Below are 15,023 nucleotides of genomic sequence, written 5' to 3'. Positions count from 1 at the left end.
GAGAGATCTTGGTTTGGGGTAAAAAATCTGGAGATTCTTGGACCTATACCTACATTCGTTTTAAAGTCTCAGGGTCTGAAGAGGTTTATGATCTGATCAACAATAGGTTGCTGCTAGCCGAAGACGACTAAAGCCTCTTCTATCACCGTATAAACCTTATCTAGTTCTTCCTTTTTGATCACAAAAGGCGGCACTATGTATATAGTATTGCCCAAAGGTCGTAAGTAAACGCCGCGATCCATAAAGAACTTTAACACCGCATCGCGCTCGGGGCCATAACGTGGAATCTCTTTTTTAAGATCTAAAGCGTAGATCACTCCGCATTGACGTGTTTGCGAGACCGCTTCATGCTCTCGAATACCTTTATCGAATTCAGCATGCGATGCAATGACCCTTTGGATATTTTGCTGAATCTCATCAGAAACCAACAACTCCATAGCTGCGATTGCCGCAGCACAGGCCAGCGGATTAGCGGAATAAGTATGCCCGTGAAAGAAGCCATCAGCTAGTTGATCACTATAAAAGGCGTCGTATATCTTTTGGGAACAAGTGGTGAGTCCCATGGGTAAAAGTCCGGCAGTAAGCGCTTTACTCAAACACATGATGTCTGGCAAATGACTTAGCTGCTGACTAGCAAAGTGCGTTCCCGTCTTGCCAAATCCGGTCATGACCTCATCAGCAATACACAAAGTTCCCGCTTTATGGCAAGCTTCAATTAAAGCAGACAGACCTGCTGGATCATTTAGCTGCATCGCAGCCGCTCCTTGGACCAAGGGTTCAAAGACAAAAGCAGCCACGCGTCCGGTTGCCAAATTAGTTTCAAGCAGTTCAAGAACCTCTTTGTTGTTCAATCCATTAGGCACTGGAATACGGATCACCTCCAAGGAAAAATCACTAAAAGGACCGTTGTAAACGTCTAAACCCGAAACAGACATGGCTCCAAAGGTATCTCCGTGAAATCCGTTCTCAAAAGCAACCAGTAGATCACGCTTTTCAGCCTGATTGAAATGATACTGCAAAGCCATTTTAACGGCTACCTCTATGCTGGTAGAGCCGTTGTCTGAGAAGAAGATCTTTTGCTGATTGTCTGGGAGCAGCTCCATGAGTTTTTCAGACATCTCCACCGCAGTTTCATGCGTGAATCCGCTAAAGACAATCTGATCCATACGCAGCATTTGCTCCGCAACTCGAGAAGTGATCATGGGATTGCAATGCCCATACATACTGATGTACCAGCTGGAAATCGCGTCGATATAAGAATTGCCCTGTTCATCCCAAAGATAAACTCCGTTTGCGCGTGCAATTGGAAAGGCCTCACCCGCAACTTTATGCTGCGTTAGCGGGTGCCAAAGGTGTTTTGCATCGCGTTTGGAAAGACTCATTTCAGCTCAGATTTAAACTTATCGGCATAGTAGGCAACAACGCGCTGATCAATATAAGGTTCGTCATCAATACGACCAATAACAGGCACCTCTGGATGCATGGTGGTAATGATACTCTCTGTAGTCGGATGCTCATCTCCGCTAAAGATCAAACTAACCTTTTTAAACCCGCGAGCTTTTAGTAATTCTAAGCTGAGCAAACTATGATTGATACTGCCCAAATAGTGTCGGGAAACTAGGATTATATGATCATCGGCTTGAGCAATGTCAATAACGGTATCCTTATCATTAAGCGGAACCAACAAGCCTCCGGCTCCTTCAATGACCAAGTGGTTCTTCGTCTTTGGGCGGATGATCTTTTCTGGGTCAATCTCAATACCATCAATAGCCGCAGCTCCGTGCGGACTCATTGGTGTCTGCAAAGCATAAGCAGACGGATGAAAGACTGTTTTGTCATTGCTGATCAAGCGTTGTACTTTGTGTGTATCGGAATTATGAAGATCACCTGCTTGAACAGGTTTCCAATAATCCGCTTGCAATGCTTCCGTGAGCACCGCAGCGACCACAGTCTTTCCAACATCGGTTCCAATACCACTGACAAAAATCCTTTGCATGGCACAAAAATACGTAAGGCTTAAGAGAATTTAAATCATTCTTGTAGAAAGCTCACCAAGTATTTAACCAAACTCTTGATTTCTGCTTCTGTATTATAACTATGCAAACAGATTCGGATGCGCTCCGAACCTTCCGGTACCGTTGGAGCCAAAATGGGCAACACGCCAAAGCCGAGTTCTGACAACTGCTTTGCTATGGCCTTGACCTGTGAATTTCCTGGAATCACTACCGTGTGAATGGCGGATTCTGAAGGTATAAAATGATCCGAAAGCTTATATTCTTTAACATATAATCGTAATAACGCAATATTACGATGTAACTTTTGAATTGCTTGAAGACTCTCTTCGGATTCTGACAGCCATTGATACCTCAATTCTAGTGTCGCCAGGTGTTTAGGAGCCAAGGCCGTAGAATAGATGAGCGGCCGTGCAAAATTGACTAAGTAGGACTTAAGCTCCTCACTTCCCAAAACAGCAGCTCCGTGGTAACCCAAGGCTTTGCCAAAAGTCACTACCCGCGCAAACAATCTATCTTGCAATCCCAAGTCCTGAACCAAACCAACACCGCGCGTTCCAAAAACACCAAGAGCATGGGCCTCATCAACAATTAAATGTGCTTTATAAGCTTCACAAAGCTCCACCATGGCCTCTAGATCTGGACTATCCCCATCCATAGAGAAGACAGACTCCGTAATGACATAGCAACTAGCTTCTTCAGGCATATAAGTAGCCAAAAGTTGTTCTAGGTGCTCCAAATCATTATGACGAAACTTTATTGCTCTTGCTTGAGCAAGCTGTATTCCATCACGGATAGATGCATGGGCTAAAGCATCGTAAAGGATGAGATCTCCTCGTAAGCCAACCGCAGCTATCAAACCTAAATTTGCATCATAACCGCTGTTAAAAACCAATGCAGCCTCTTGTTGGTGAAAATCGTACAGGCTTGCTTCTAACGCTCCATACGCGTCGTGATTGCCCGTGAGCAAACGCGAACCTCCGGCTCCAGCAGAGGTAAAAACTTCTTTAGACTCAAACTGTAAACGCCCCATGCCCAAATAATCGTTGGATGAAAAATCACATTGCGCGCTGTAGGTCTTTAGCGTACGCAAAGAGTCGCTAGCTTGTCGCGCCAAAAGTCGCTTTTTCAGTTTTTCAGGCAAGTTGCTCATCAGCACAAAAATACAAGAGATTTTAAGGGCTTAAAATTATTTGACTGCTCGATTTGTACTGAACCCGTGAATTGCTAACAATTTTTTAATCTCAAGTCTTAGCTCCCTTTCTATTGCTGATATAATTTGGTATTTTTAGAAAGAACATCGAATCCAACCATTGAAGACCAGAAAATCACAATTGGCCACTCTGGCCAGAGACCAAGTATTTGATATAATTATTGTTGGCGGAGGCGCCAGTGGCCTCGGAATCGCTGTAGACGCCGCCAGTAGAGGTCTCAATACTGCGCTTTTTGAATGGCATGATTTTGCTAAAGGAACTTCCAGTAAAAGCACAAAATTGGTTCACGGAGGCGTTCGATACTTGCAACAAGGAGATGTCAAAATGGTGAAGGAGGCCCTCTTGGAACGCGGTCTTCTGGAAAAAAACGCAGGACACCTTTTTAAACGGCAAGAATTCATCATCCCTAATTACACCTGGTGGGGAGGCTACTATTATACCATCGGTCTTAAACTCTATGATCTCTTGGCTCAAAAATTCAGTCTGGGAAAATCTACTTTGATCTCCAAGAAGAAGACCATTGCGGCCCTTCCGACGCTAAAAACCAAAGGGCTACAAAAAGGAGTTTCCTATTACGATGGTCAATTTGATGACGCGCGACTTGCCGTTAACCTCGCACAAACTGCTAGCGACCAAGGTGCTTTGGTCATGAATCATATGCGTGTCGTGAATTTATTGAGCGATGCGGAAGGAAATGCAACTGGGGTTGTTGTAAAGGACATGGAAACTGAATTGGAATACACAGTCCATGCAAAGGTGGTGGTCAACGCCGCTGGAATCTTTACAGACAAGGTTTTAAAGCTGAAGGATGCAAGCCACAAAAAAACTGTAGTACCCAGTCAAGGAGTTCATTTAGTACTCGATGCAGAATTTCTTCAAAGCGAAACGGCACTGATGATCCCTAAAACCTCTGACGGGCGCGTGCTGTTCATCATTCCTTGGAATGGAAAAGTGCTTGCCGGAACTACAGATACTTTGATCAAGAAGCCGAAAATAGAGCCAGTAGCTTTGGAATCAGAGATTGAATTCATCTTAAATACTATTGGCCAGTACCTGACCAAGGTTCCGACGCGTGAAGAAGTAAGATCTGTGTTTGTTGGACTTAGACCTTTGGCCAAACCCAAAAAAGACGAAACCAATACTAAAGAAGTATCGCGCTCTCATAAAATCCTCAGTGAACAAGGCGTGGTCACGATTGTAGGTGGAAAATGGACCACTTACAGAAAAATGGCAGAAGATGTGATCGATACCATAATTACCGATTACGGCTTTCAGCAAAATCCGTCAAAAACCAAAGAACTTGCCATTCGAGGCAATATTGACGCCCAGGATCCAAACATTCCTGCTCATTTTAAAATGTACGGCGGTGATTTACAAGCCTACAAAAGTTTTGAAGCAGATGATGAGCATTACAAGGAACTTTTACACCCCAAATTCGCCTATACTTTGGGACAAGTGGTTTGGGCGGTTCGCCAAGAAATGGCCCGCAGTGTTGAAGACGTTTTGGCCAGACGCGTTCGTTTGCTATTTTTAGATGCCCGAGCAGCAATTGAGGCCGCTCCAAAGGTGGCAGAAATTTTGGCCAAAGAGCTGCAAAAAGACTCTGAATGGGAGCAGGCACAGCTCGAATCTTTCAATAAATTGGCAAATCAGTATTTGCTAGACTAAATCGCAGAGTATGAGTAAAAAATACATCCTATCGCTAGACCAAGGAACCACCTCTTCAAGAGCTATTCTCTTTGACCATTCTGGAAACAACGCAGGAGTGGGTCAAAAGGATTTTCAGCAGATATTTCCAGAACCGGGATGGGTGGAGCACGATCCTTTGGAGATCTGGGAATCTCAGCTCTATGCCGTGCGTCAAGCGTTTAAATCGGCGCAAGTGACCTCAGAAGCCGTTGCAGGAATCGGCATTACCAATCAGCGTGAGACCACTGTGGTCTGGGATCGAGAAACAGGCGTACCTATCTACAATGCAATTGTTTGGCAAGATCGCCGCACGGCTAAATACTGTGATCAACTCAAAGCAGAAGGTCATGTAGAAAACATTAAAGAGAAAACCGGCCTGATCATAGACGCTTACTTTTCAGGAACCAAACTCAAGTGGATCTTGGATCATGTGGAAGGGGCTCGTGAAAAGGCCAAGCAAGGTAATCTGTGTTTTGGAACCATCGACACTTGGCTCATTTGGAAACTTACCAACGGAAAGAGTTTTGTAACCGATGTGAGTAATGCGAGCAGAACCATGCTCTTCAATATCCACACCTTAGATTGGGACAAGGAATTGCTCAAATTATTAGATATTCCGCGCACCGTTTTGCCTCAGGTGAAATCCAGCAGTGAGGTCTATGGAGTAACTGCCAGCGACATTTTAGGAGGTACCGTACCTATTGCGGGCATTGCCGGTGACCAACAAGCAGCGCTTTTTGGTCAGTTGTGTACGGAGGAAGGAATGGTAAAGAACACCTACGGCACAGGTTGTTTCCTGCTGATGAATACGGGAGACAAACCCGTTTATTCCAAAAACAATCTTTTAACCACCATCGCCTGGCAAATAGACGATCAAGTCTCCTATGCCTTAGAAGGAAGTATTTTTGTGGGTGGAGCCGCGGTTCAATGGATCAGAGATGGTCTTAAAATAATAGACGACGCCAAGGAAGTTGAAGCCCTAGCCAGCATTGTAGATGACAATGGCGGAGTTTACTTTGTCCCAGCCTTAACCGGACTTGGTGCGCCGCATTGGGATCCATATGCTCGTGGAGCTATTGTCGGACTTACGCGAGGAAGCACACAGGCGCATATCGCACGGGCAACCTTAGAGGGAATTGCTTATCAGGTATACGACATCGTAAAGGCGATGGAAGCAGATTCTGGTGTTGCTGGAGCCGAACTCCGAGTAGATGGAGGCGCCACAGCCAATAATCTCATGATGCAATTCCAAGCCGATATCTTTGGGTTCCCTGTAGTGCGACCCAAACTCATAGAGATCACAGCGCTCGGAGCGGCTTATTTGGCTGGATTGGCTGTAGAATTTTGGCCAGATCTGGAATCGCTTAAATCACAATGGAAAGTGGATCGCAACTTTGAGCCAGCCATGGATCCTGAGCGAGCAGCAGGCTATTTAGAAACCTGGCATAAAGCAGTAAAACGCGCTGCAAACTGGATAGAATAACCAACTAACAACTTATCAATATGACTCCTTTTATTGCAGAAATCATAGGCACCTTTATCTTGATGGTACTCGGTAATGGTGTGGTTTGTAATGTGGTGCTTAAAGGCACCAAAGGACATGATTCTGGATGGATCGTGATCACAACGGGATGGGCTATGGCCGTTTATGTGGCTGTGCTTATTGCAGGACCTTACAGCGGGGCCCACATCAATCCCGCCGTGACTATTTCTTTGGCTATAGCCGGACTGTTTGAATGGTCGCAGGTTCCCATGTATATCGGGGCGCAGTTCATTGGCGCTATGGCGGCGATGGTGGCTCTTTGGGTAACTCACAAGGACCATTATGACGCCACAGAGGATCCGGCGAGTATTCACGCCACATTTTGCAATACCCCAGCTATTCCAAATACATTTAGAAACCTGATGACAGAGATCTTAGGAACCTTCGTATTGGTTTTTGCCGTCTTCTATATTGTCGAACCAGATCTAACGGTAGGCGAACAAGAAGGTATTATTGGATTGGGGTCCCTAGGAGCAATTCCAGTTGCCTTTATAGTGTGGGCAGTCGGTATTAGTCTAGGAGGACCTACGGGCTATGCCATCAACCCTGCAAGAGATCTCGGACCACGCATAATGCATGCCATTTTACCGCTAAAAGGAAAAGGTGATTCCGGTTGGAATTATGCCTGGATTCCTGTAATTGGGCCGCTGATTGGAGGAGCACTTGCCGCTTTTTTATATATGGCGATGTTGTAGTTTATTATTGTTTTTCGATAATTTTGGTATATTTGTTATCGAAAAACAATAATTATGAAGCGATTAAACCTTCTTAAGACTATAGTAGATATCATTTGGTATCTCTCTATTCCTGCTCTATTGATCTTCCTTGGATTTGTGATCTATATGAGTTGGACTGATCAACCCTTTACCAGCACACTCTATGGGGGAATGATCGATCTGAACGGCTTTCAATTGGTAGTCGGCCTCTGCTTAAGCTTTATTACCTACGGACTTTTCATATACAGTCTATACCTCTTCCGTAAGGTCTTGCTGGAGTTTAAAAAACTGCAATTATTCAACCAAGTAGTTATTGGTCATTTATTGCGTATTGGCAAGTTGGTTATCACGGCGGGAATACTGATGTTCATTACTAAATTTCTGATCAATTATTGGAGTTTCAAAAAGATCACCGTAAGTCTAACCCCTAATGATCTGTTGATTTACGGGGGTATAGGTGCATTTTTCTTGGTTCTGAGTGAGGTTTTTGATCGGGCCAGACTGTTGAAGGAAGAAAACGAATTAACCGTTTAGTGGCTATGAAATCAAACGTACAAACCCTACAAATAATAACCTGGGTGCTGATAGTGAGTGCAGCCAGCATTTTATTGAATGACATCAACGAATTCAGGCTGAATCGATTCACCGAGTTTCAAGATTGGGCGGCAACAGCCAATCCCGATAAGCCTATCAGTTTTAAAGAAAACTTTATGGAGTGGGCCTATTACTCACTAACCTTAGCAATGTTTGTAATAAGAGGTCTTCTGATCTATGCGTTCACGCACTTTCTCACCATACTTAGGGAGATTGAAAAAGGAAACTACTACGGCACTAAAGTGAGCGATAGTTTTAAAAAGGTTGGAAACGCTTTTATAAGCTATACTATCGGTTTAGTGGTGGTGCAAGGCATAAGTGCTTTTACGCTAAAAAACGACCTTTCATTCATACAGTTGTTCAAAACTGAACTCACCTATTTAATACCTGCTGCTTTAGGATTCTTTATACTTGCAGAACTGTTTAAACAAGCGCAAACCTTGAAGGACGAAAACGACTTAACCATATAAGCGTGCCTATAATCATAGCCTTAGATAAATTGTTGGCCGAGCGAAACATGACCAGTAAAGAGCTCGCAGAGCGCGTGGGAATTACCCAGGCCAACTTGTCCATTCTACGCTCTGGAAAGGCCAAAGCCATACGGTTCTCCACGCTTATGGCCATTTGCGAAGAATTGGAATGCCAACCGGGAGATCTGCTCCACTATGAAAAATAAAAAAAGCCCCCAAGCTACTGGGGGCTTTTAAAATTAGAACAGTTTGAAATTACTAAAGATCAGTTAGGGTGTCTACACGGAGTTGTCCGTTGTTTCCATCCCAACTAAAAGTTCCGAAACCAGCGGCTGCTGACGTTCCGCAAGTAGGCGTGTCGTAAATGAACTCGCCTCCAAAGAAATAATATGCTAAAGACCAAGTTGCTACGCGTGATGCAAAAGTAGTGGTCTGGTTGTATCCAATGAATTCACGGTAACCTGAGGTGTCGTAGAACCAAACGTGTGGAAAGTTCTCTGGAACTCCTGGAGAGGCCTCGTAAAAGCAAGGCTCATCAAAAGGATCATCGTTTTGTATTCCGTCTTGATTGATATACATATTCCCTCCTTGAGAGATCACTATTTCATCGACCATAAGTAGATTGGTAGCGAAAGTTGAATGTTCTCCTGCTGGGGAAGTATAGATGCTTCCGCGGTGGATGGCGTCCCAATTACCTTCAAAACCTCCTGGAGTACCGTAATCGTCATCAAAGGTTCCCATGGCCAAAGAGACGTCCGTACCACGGCTGCGTTTGTAAGCAACTAAATACGCGTCGGTCTCATCGAACTCAAAATGTTCAACAACCAAGCGCTTTTCATCATTGAGGAGTACTTCAAAAGAACCGCGTTCTGAGGTAAAATAGAGTCGGTCGGGATCACTACTATCTTGGTTTCCTTCAAAAAGCACTACGCTTTCCATCCCATCGGTGACCTTGTGGAATTTGGCAGCTGCCAGATATCCACCTTTCTCCGTGGTGTTGATAGCTAAAGTTCCTTTGGTTTTAAGATCATAACTGGCAATAATTCCTTTAAACAATCCGCTATTGGAGGTATCAAAAGCGGGGTCGGGCTCCATTTCCATGACAATGGCCACTTTATCTGCTGTTGTCAATACTTGTTCACTTTCATTGGTGTTGTCCGAGGTACAGCCTGCCAAAACGATCAGCGCAGCTGCGTAAAGTAGTTTTTTCATTCCTTTAGTTTTTCACAAGTCAAAGACCTGTGCAGTAGTTTTCGTGAGATTCTTATCACTACTTCCTTAATGATCAAGGTTTTAGTGATCGACTGTAAATGTCGGTTACTGACTAAAGTCAAAACAGGGGGTTTCTACCTGTTTTTGGGAATAAAAAAAGCCTTTCCGGTATGGAAAGGCTTTTTTCTTTAATGATTTGTAGAACTTAATCTGCCAAGACAATCACTTTATTGTCACTCATCTCCACAGTTCCAGAGGTGATCTCCAAACGAGTGATGCCGTCTTTACCTTGAGTAAATTTATCGGCTACCTCTTCCTCTAACTTCACATCTCCCCAAACCTTTACGGTTCCAGGCCCTAGTAAAGAGACAGTGGCTGCGTGATTGTTCAGCATTTGGAATTCTCCTTGCACACCTGGTACAGCAACAGAGGTTACCTCGCCGCTAAATAGTGTTGCTTCTGGAGTTACGATTTCTAAATGCATGTCTTATCTATTTGGTGATTAAGCTTCCGCTAACATTTTCTCTCCAGCTTCAATTGCTTCTTCAATTGATCCTTTCAAGTTGAATGCTGCTTCTGGAAGGTGATCTAGTTCACCGTCCATAATCATGTTAAATCCTTTGATTGTTTCTTTGATATCTACAAGTACTCCTGGGATACCGGTAAACTGCTCTGCTACGTGGAAAGGCTGAGATAGGAAACGTTGTACACGACGTGCACGTCCTACGGCCATTTTATCCTCTTCAGAAAGTTCTTCCATACCAAGAATCGCGATGATATCTTGAAGCTCTTTATAACGTTGCAACAACTCTTTTACACGCTGTGCACAGTTGTAGTGCTCGTCTCCTAAAATGTCAGCAGTAAGGATACGAGAAGTAGAATCTAGTGGATCTACCGCTGGGTAGATACCAAGCTCAGCAATTTTACGAGACAATACTGTTGTCGCATCCAAGTGAGCAAAGGTTGTCGCTGGAGCCGGGTCAGTAAGGTCATCCGCAGGTACGTAAACCGCCTGTACAGAAGTAATAGATCCTTTCTTAGTAGAAGTAATACGCTCCTGCATAGCACCCATCTCTGTTGCCAGTGTTGGTTGGTAACCTACCGCAGAAGGCATACGGCCAAGAAGTGCAGATACCTCAGATCCCGCTTGTGTAAAACGGAAGATGTTGTCTACGAAGAAAAGTACGTCTTTTCCTTGTCCATCTCCTGCACCATCACGGAAGTACTCAGCAATAGTCAAACCAGAAAGTGCCACACGAGCACGAGCTCCTGGAGGTTCGTTCATCTGTCCGAATACAAATGTCGCTTTAGAGTCTTTCATGGCAGCTTTATCAACCTTAGAAAGATCCCATCCGCCTTCTTCCATTGAGTGCAAGAAGTCGTCACCGTATTTGATAATTCCAGATTCCAACATCTCACGAAGCAAGTCATTTCCTTCACGAGTACGCTCACCTACACCGGCGAATACTGAAAGACCACCGTGTCCTTTTGCAATGTTGTTAATCAATTCCTGGATCAATACTGTTTTACCTACACCTGCACCACCGAAAAGACCAATCTTACCACCTTTTGCGTAAGGCTCAATAAGGTCAATTACTTTAATTCCGGTGAAAAGCACTTCTGTAGAAGTAGAAAGATCTTCAAATTTTGGTGCTTCACGGTGAATAGGAAGTCCGTTGTCACCTGTTTTAGGAAGGTTTCCGATTCCGTCGATCGCATCTCCAATCACGTTGAAAAGACGTCCGTAAACATCTTCCCCGATTGGCATCTGGATCGGCTGCCCGGTTACTTTAGCATCTACCCCACGGCTCAAACCGTCTGTAGAATCCATAGAGATGGTGCGAACTGTGTTCTCACCGATATGCGATTGAACCTCAAGCACTAAGGTTCCTCCGCCCAAGGCAACTTCTAGAGAATCGTAAATTTTTGGAAGTTCCTGACCACCTGTAAACTCTACGTCTACAACAGGTCCGATAATTTGTACAACTTTACCTGAAACGTCTGACATTTGTTCGGATTTAATTTCTTCATTTAGAAGAGCCAATAAGCCCCTCATTTTTAACGGTGCAAAGATAGTTCTTTAACCGAAAAAATGGGAGGCTTAAACGCTTTTTTTGAGAAATTTTTACTCTACTGTTACCGACTTGGCCAAGTTTCGTGGTTGGTCCACGTTTCTGCCGAGCATTACGGCTATGTGATAAGACAATAATTGCAATGGAATTGTAGTCACTAAAGGACTCAAAGCTTCTGTTGTTTTAGGTACTTCCATCACGTAATCAGCCAATTCTGTCACTGTGGAATCTCCTTCTGTCACCACGGCAATGATCTTTCCTTTACGGGTTTTTATCTCTTGAATATTACTTACCACCTTTTTGTAGTGATCGCTATTTACCGCAATAACCACGACAGGCATCTGCTCGTCGATCAAGGCGATAGGTCCGTGCTTCATTTCTGCCGCTGGATAGCCCTCAGCGTGGATGTAAGAGATCTCTTTAAGTTTAAGAGCACCTTCTAGGGCCACTGGGAAGTTATATCCTCGACCTAAATACAAGAAGTTAGCTGCATCTTTAAACTGAGCTGCTACCGCTTCAATATGGTCGTTGGTTTTAAGTGCTTCAGCTACTTTCTCTGGAATCAGATCTAGCTCACGCAGGTGCATCATATAGTCACTTTGAGACATGGCTCCCTTTTCTTGAGCAATTCGCAAAGCCATTAGCGTAAGTACCGTAATCTGGGTAGTAAAGGCCTTGGTAGAGGCAACTCCGATCTCTGGACCGGCGTGGGTGTAGGTTCCGCTATGTGTTTCTCTGGAAATACTAGAACCAACCACATTACAAACTCCGTAGACAAAGGCACCGCGTTGCTTGGCCAACTTGATCGCCTCTAGAGTGTCCGCCGTTTCTCCGGATTGAGAAATGGCAATGACCACATCGTTCTCCGTGATGATCGGGTTTCTGTATCTAAATTCTGAGGCGTATTCTACTTCTACTGGAATACGCGCCCATTCTTCAAAAATATACTCACTTACCAAACCGGCATGCCAGCTGGTTCCGCAGGCCACAATAATGATACGGTCTGCGTTCATGAACTTTTGGATATGATCTTCTAATCCGCCTAGACGCACAATTCCGCGATCCGGCAAAAGTCGACCTCTATAAGTATCCTTGATCACATTAGGCTGTTCGTAGATCTCCTTGATCATAAAGTGATCGTAACCGCCTTTTTCAATCTGCTCCAGATTGAGCTTTAGTTCGTGAATTGAAGGATCGACACGTTTGTCATTTTTGATCTTTCTTACTCGAACCTCTCGTCCCAAACGAATAATTGCCAACTCACCATCCTCTAAATAGATCGCATTGTTGGTAAACTCAATGAAAGGAGTGGCATCACTTGCGACAAAGAATTCTTCTTCACCAATTCCAATAGCTAAAGGTGAGCCCAATTTCGCCACAATGATCTCATTGGGCTTTTTACGGTCAAATAGCGCAATAGCATAGGCCCCAACTACTTGGTTTAAAGCAATTTGAACTGCCTTTCCAAGTTTTACGTCTTCCTGTTTTTTGATCTCTTCGATCAAGTTAACCAGTACTTCTGTATCGGTATCCGACTGGAAGGTGTAACCGCGAGTTTCTAACTCTTTTTTAATGGTGGCGTAGTTCTCAATGATCCCGTTGTGGATCAATACCAGGTCACCACTGTTGGAAACGTGCGGGTGAGAATTTGTGTCGTTCGGGACCCCGTGGGTTGCCCAACGGGTATGACCTATACCTAGATGTCCGTCTTTAGAAATATGAACATCGGCTTTTTGAGAAAGGTCATCCACCTTTCCAGCCGTTTTACAAAGCTGAATGTCTTCTCCGTCATAAAGTGCAATACCTGCAGAATCATATCCGCGATATTCTAGACGTCGGAGTCCGTTGAGTATAATTGGGTAAGCATCACGATGGCCAATGTAGCCTACAATTCCACACATAGTTATAAGGTATTACTCGGGGTCTGTATAATAGATTGTCAGTTTCAAACGCTTGGCCGAATCCGGAGAAGCGTTACCGTGCAATATAGTTCCTTGCTGAGAGTTTACCCCTCCCGCAGGCACACTATTAATATCTTCTGATATTGGGGTTTCCACTGTTCTAAAGTTAGTGGTAATTACGTCTTGAACAACAGCGATTCCGAGTCTAACGTTAGTAGAATCTCTACGGACGATATTGTTTAAATGCGTTGTTAAGCGTAATTTATAGCTGATACCATTGTCGCTGGCATCACGCTCAACAGGGCCTAAATGCGAACTTTTGAATTCGTTGGCATTATTGGCAAAGGTGTTGTCCAATTCATAGTCGATCAAAACTCTTCTGTTGTCCAAATCGTACAAAAAGAGTCTGTCCGGTTCTGTATCGCCTCCTGGCACTTGATCACGATCCACAAACACCTCTAAATTGGCTTCATTGATCAACCAATCGTTGGCTTTGAGCTCGGTCAACTGATCTGCCTCTCCATCTCCGTCCGTATCAGGTCCAAAGAGTTCAACGATACCAATAGATCCTTCACCCCCCTTTAGGTAGAGATAAGGTTCTCCATTGTCGGTATCTTGATCAGCCAATAGCAGGTCAATAGCAGGACTGTAATCAGAATCAAAAACATTGATGGTCTGTCCTTGGAAGTTAAAGTCTATTTCTTCTTCAATTGTAATGGTATCTGTAGTATCGCCATCTTCATCAGTATCTGCCACATCAATTGCTGTGTAAGTATACTCAATGGTCATGGACGCTTCCGTGATATCGAAGTAAAAAAGAACTCCTTCATCACCCAGAGGAGTGATCTTGAAATACATTCCTCTAAAATAGTCTTTAAAGGCATTGTTTGAACTCAGCTCTGGAGAACCCTCCATGTCTAAGATCAACTCTTCCCAAAACTCTAAAGGCAATTCAACACGGAATTCAGGAGCAATAACCTCTTCAGTATCCTCTCCCTCATCCAAGGTGATTGCCTCTGGAGAAGGCAAAAAGCCTAAATCTTCATAGATCAATTCACCCAAAAAGCTTTCAAAAGTTGGCCCTTGGTCTGAAAAGTAATCCTGTGGATCTTCAAAACCAGAGTCTGGGTCAAAATCCTGAAGGAAGAAGTTTGATCTGAAGATCTGTAATTGTACCGGTTGATCTCCGTAAACAGAATCTAATATATAAATATTGGATTCATCTGCGGTAATGTCTAAAGTACTGAAGTACGGAATCGACAGAATCACCTTTTGGAACTCCGGATTATCATTGAAATTTGGCCCAGGCTGATTGAATTGCAGCTGGGTCAAAAGATTGGAAGTGGTGTTGCCGTAAACAGGATCTGTGTAAGACCCCAATTGGTAAGAAGACAGTCCATTGGTTTGAACACGTGGCGTACGAGCCGTATAAGAGACTACCTGAGTATCCTCAAAAATGCTCGTCTCAAAATTATTTCCTCCAATAATATTACCTCCAAGGGTAACTGAATCCTCGTCACAGGCAATGGTGATAGCACCTAACACCAAGGCCGCTAGAAACACGCGATAGGTGTTCAAGCTTTTCAATACGCTTTTCATA

14 protein-coding genes are annotated in these 15,023 nt (G+C 44.0%); 6 read left to right on the top strand and 8 right to left on the bottom strand.

Annotated features, from left to right (window positions below; translation table 11 throughout):
• Positions 1-113 precede the first annotated feature (113 nt).
• The 3 genes from bioA to HRT75_RS01870 are packed head-to-tail and all read right to left on the bottom strand — an operon-like array spanning position 114 to position 3,165.
• Positions 114-1,382: an adenosylmethionine--8-amino-7-oxononanoate transaminase gene (bioA, locus tag HRT75_RS01880; protein WP_291182310.1), complete on the bottom strand. Its 1,269-nt coding sequence runs from the start codon at positions 1,380-1,382 to the stop codon at positions 114-116.
• A complete protein-coding gene (gene bioD, locus HRT75_RS01875) occupies positions 1,379-1,996 on the bottom strand; it encodes a dethiobiotin synthase (RefSeq protein ID WP_291182309.1) in 618 nt (205 codons plus the stop codon). Before bioD ends, bioA begins: the two co-directional genes overlap by 4 nt.
• A 35-nt stretch (positions 1,997-2,031) precedes the next feature.
• Positions 2,032-3,165, bottom strand: a complete 1,134-nt coding sequence (locus HRT75_RS01870; RefSeq protein WP_291182308.1) for an 8-amino-7-oxononanoate synthase — start codon at positions 3,163-3,165, stop codon at positions 2,032-2,034.
• Between the two features lie 160 nt (positions 3,166-3,325).
• On the opposite strand from HRT75_RS01870, the gene HRT75_RS01865 reads away from it, so the two are divergent.
• The 6 genes from HRT75_RS01865 to HRT75_RS01840 are packed head-to-tail and all read left to right on the top strand — an operon-like array spanning position 3,326 to position 8,444.
• Entirely contained in the window at positions 3,326-4,894 is a 1,569-nt protein-coding gene (locus HRT75_RS01865; protein ID WP_291182307.1) for a glycerol-3-phosphate dehydrogenase/oxidase, read from the top strand.
• Positions 4,895-4,904: 10 nt separating this feature from the next.
• Positions 4,905-6,398 carry a glycerol kinase GlpK gene (gene glpK / locus HRT75_RS01860; protein ID WP_291182306.1) on the top strand — a complete coding sequence of 498 codons (1,494 nt, stop codon included), beginning with the start codon at positions 4,905-4,907 and terminating at the stop codon, positions 6,396-6,398.
• A 20-nt stretch (positions 6,399-6,418) separates the two neighbouring features.
• Positions 6,419-7,153, top strand: coding sequence for an MIP/aquaporin family protein (locus HRT75_RS01855; RefSeq protein WP_291182305.1), 735 nt, complete (start codon positions 6,419-6,421; stop codon positions 7,151-7,153).
• Between the two features lie 54 nt (positions 7,154-7,207).
• The gene (locus HRT75_RS01850; RefSeq protein ID WP_291182304.1) at positions 7,208-7,708 is read left to right on the top strand and encodes a DUF2975 domain-containing protein; all 501 of its coding nucleotides are present in this window, start codon (positions 7,208-7,210) and stop codon (positions 7,706-7,708) included.
• A gap of 5 nt (positions 7,709-7,713) precedes the next feature.
• Entirely contained in the window at positions 7,714-8,238 is a 525-nt protein-coding gene (locus HRT75_RS01845) for a DUF2975 domain-containing protein (protein ID WP_291182303.1), read from the top strand.
• 2 nt (positions 8,239-8,240) lie between these two features.
• Complete coding sequence (locus HRT75_RS01840; protein ID WP_272831286.1) at positions 8,241-8,444, top strand: helix-turn-helix transcriptional regulator; 204 nt, start codon at positions 8,241-8,243, stop codon at positions 8,442-8,444.
• A 52-nt stretch (positions 8,445-8,496) separates the two neighbouring features.
• Here the strand turns inward: HRT75_RS01840 and HRT75_RS01835 are convergent, their stop codons facing one another.
• The 5 genes from HRT75_RS01835 to HRT75_RS01815 form a co-directional block, all read right to left on the bottom strand.
• On the bottom strand, positions 8,497-9,450 hold the full coding sequence (locus HRT75_RS01835) for a hypothetical protein (RefSeq protein WP_291182302.1): 954 nt from the start codon (positions 9,448-9,450) through the stop codon (positions 8,497-8,499).
• Between the two features lie 205 nt (positions 9,451-9,655).
• Complete coding sequence (locus HRT75_RS01830; protein ID WP_291182301.1) at positions 9,656-9,934, bottom strand: F0F1 ATP synthase subunit epsilon; 279 nt, start codon at positions 9,932-9,934, stop codon at positions 9,656-9,658.
• 18 nt (positions 9,935-9,952) lie between these two features.
• Positions 9,953-11,458: a F0F1 ATP synthase subunit beta gene (gene atpD, locus HRT75_RS01825; protein ID WP_291182300.1), complete on the bottom strand. Its 1,506-nt coding sequence runs from the start codon at positions 11,456-11,458 to the stop codon at positions 9,953-9,955.
• A 117-nt stretch (positions 11,459-11,575) separates the two neighbouring features.
• A complete protein-coding gene (gene glmS, locus HRT75_RS01820) occupies positions 11,576-13,423 on the bottom strand; it encodes a glutamine--fructose-6-phosphate transaminase (isomerizing) (protein ID WP_291182299.1) in 1,848 nt (615 codons plus the stop codon).
• 12 nt (positions 13,424-13,435) lie between these two features.
• On the bottom strand, positions 13,436-15,022 hold the full coding sequence (locus tag HRT75_RS01815) for a DUF4270 domain-containing protein (protein WP_291182298.1): 1,587 nt from the start codon (positions 15,020-15,022) through the stop codon (positions 13,436-13,438).
• Position 15,023 lies beyond the last annotated feature (1 nt).

The sequence above is a fragment of the Gilvibacter sp. genome (assembly GCF_013214815.1).
Classification (GTDB): domain Bacteria; phylum Bacteroidota; class Bacteroidia; order Flavobacteriales; family Flavobacteriaceae; genus Gilvibacter.
This window is presented reverse-complemented; position numbering and strand designations above follow the sequence as displayed.

Coding starts and splice junctions, on each gene's coding strand:
- HRT75_RS01870 (WP_291182308.1), bottom strand. CDS start 3,165: ATGAGCAACTTGCCTGAAAAACTGAAAAAGCGACTTTTGGCGCGACAA.
- glpK (WP_291182306.1), top strand. CDS start 4,905: ATGAGTAAAAAATACATCCTATCGCTAGACCAAGGAACCACCTCTTCA.
- atpD (WP_291182300.1), bottom strand. CDS start 11,458: ATGTCAGACGTTTCAGGTAAAGTTGTACAAATTATCGGACCTGTTGTA.
- glmS (WP_291182299.1), bottom strand. CDS start 13,423: ATGTGTGGAATTGTAGGCTACATTGGCCATCGTGATGCTTACCCAATT.
- HRT75_RS01855 (WP_291182305.1), top strand. CDS start 6,419: ATGACTCCTTTTATTGCAGAAATCATAGGCACCTTTATCTTGATGGTA.
- HRT75_RS01835 (WP_291182302.1), bottom strand. CDS start 9,450: ATGAAAAAACTACTTTACGCAGCTGCGCTGATCGTTTTGGCAGGCTGT.
- HRT75_RS01845 (WP_291182303.1), top strand. CDS start 7,714: ATGAAATCAAACGTACAAACCCTACAAATAATAACCTGGGTGCTGATA.
- HRT75_RS01850 (WP_291182304.1), top strand. CDS start 7,208: ATGAAGCGATTAAACCTTCTTAAGACTATAGTAGATATCATTTGGTAT.
- HRT75_RS01830 (WP_291182301.1), bottom strand. CDS start 9,934: ATGCATTTAGAAATCGTAACTCCAGAAGCAACACTATTTAGCGGCGAG.
- HRT75_RS01815 (WP_291182298.1), bottom strand. CDS start 15,022: ATGAAAAGCGTATTGAAAAGCTTGAACACCTATCGCGTGTTTCTAGCG.
- bioA (WP_291182310.1), bottom strand. CDS start 1,382: ATGAGTCTTTCCAAACGCGATGCAAAACACCTTTGGCACCCGCTAACG.
- bioD (WP_291182309.1), bottom strand. CDS start 1,996: ATGCAAAGGATTTTTGTCAGTGGTATTGGAACCGATGTTGGAAAGACT.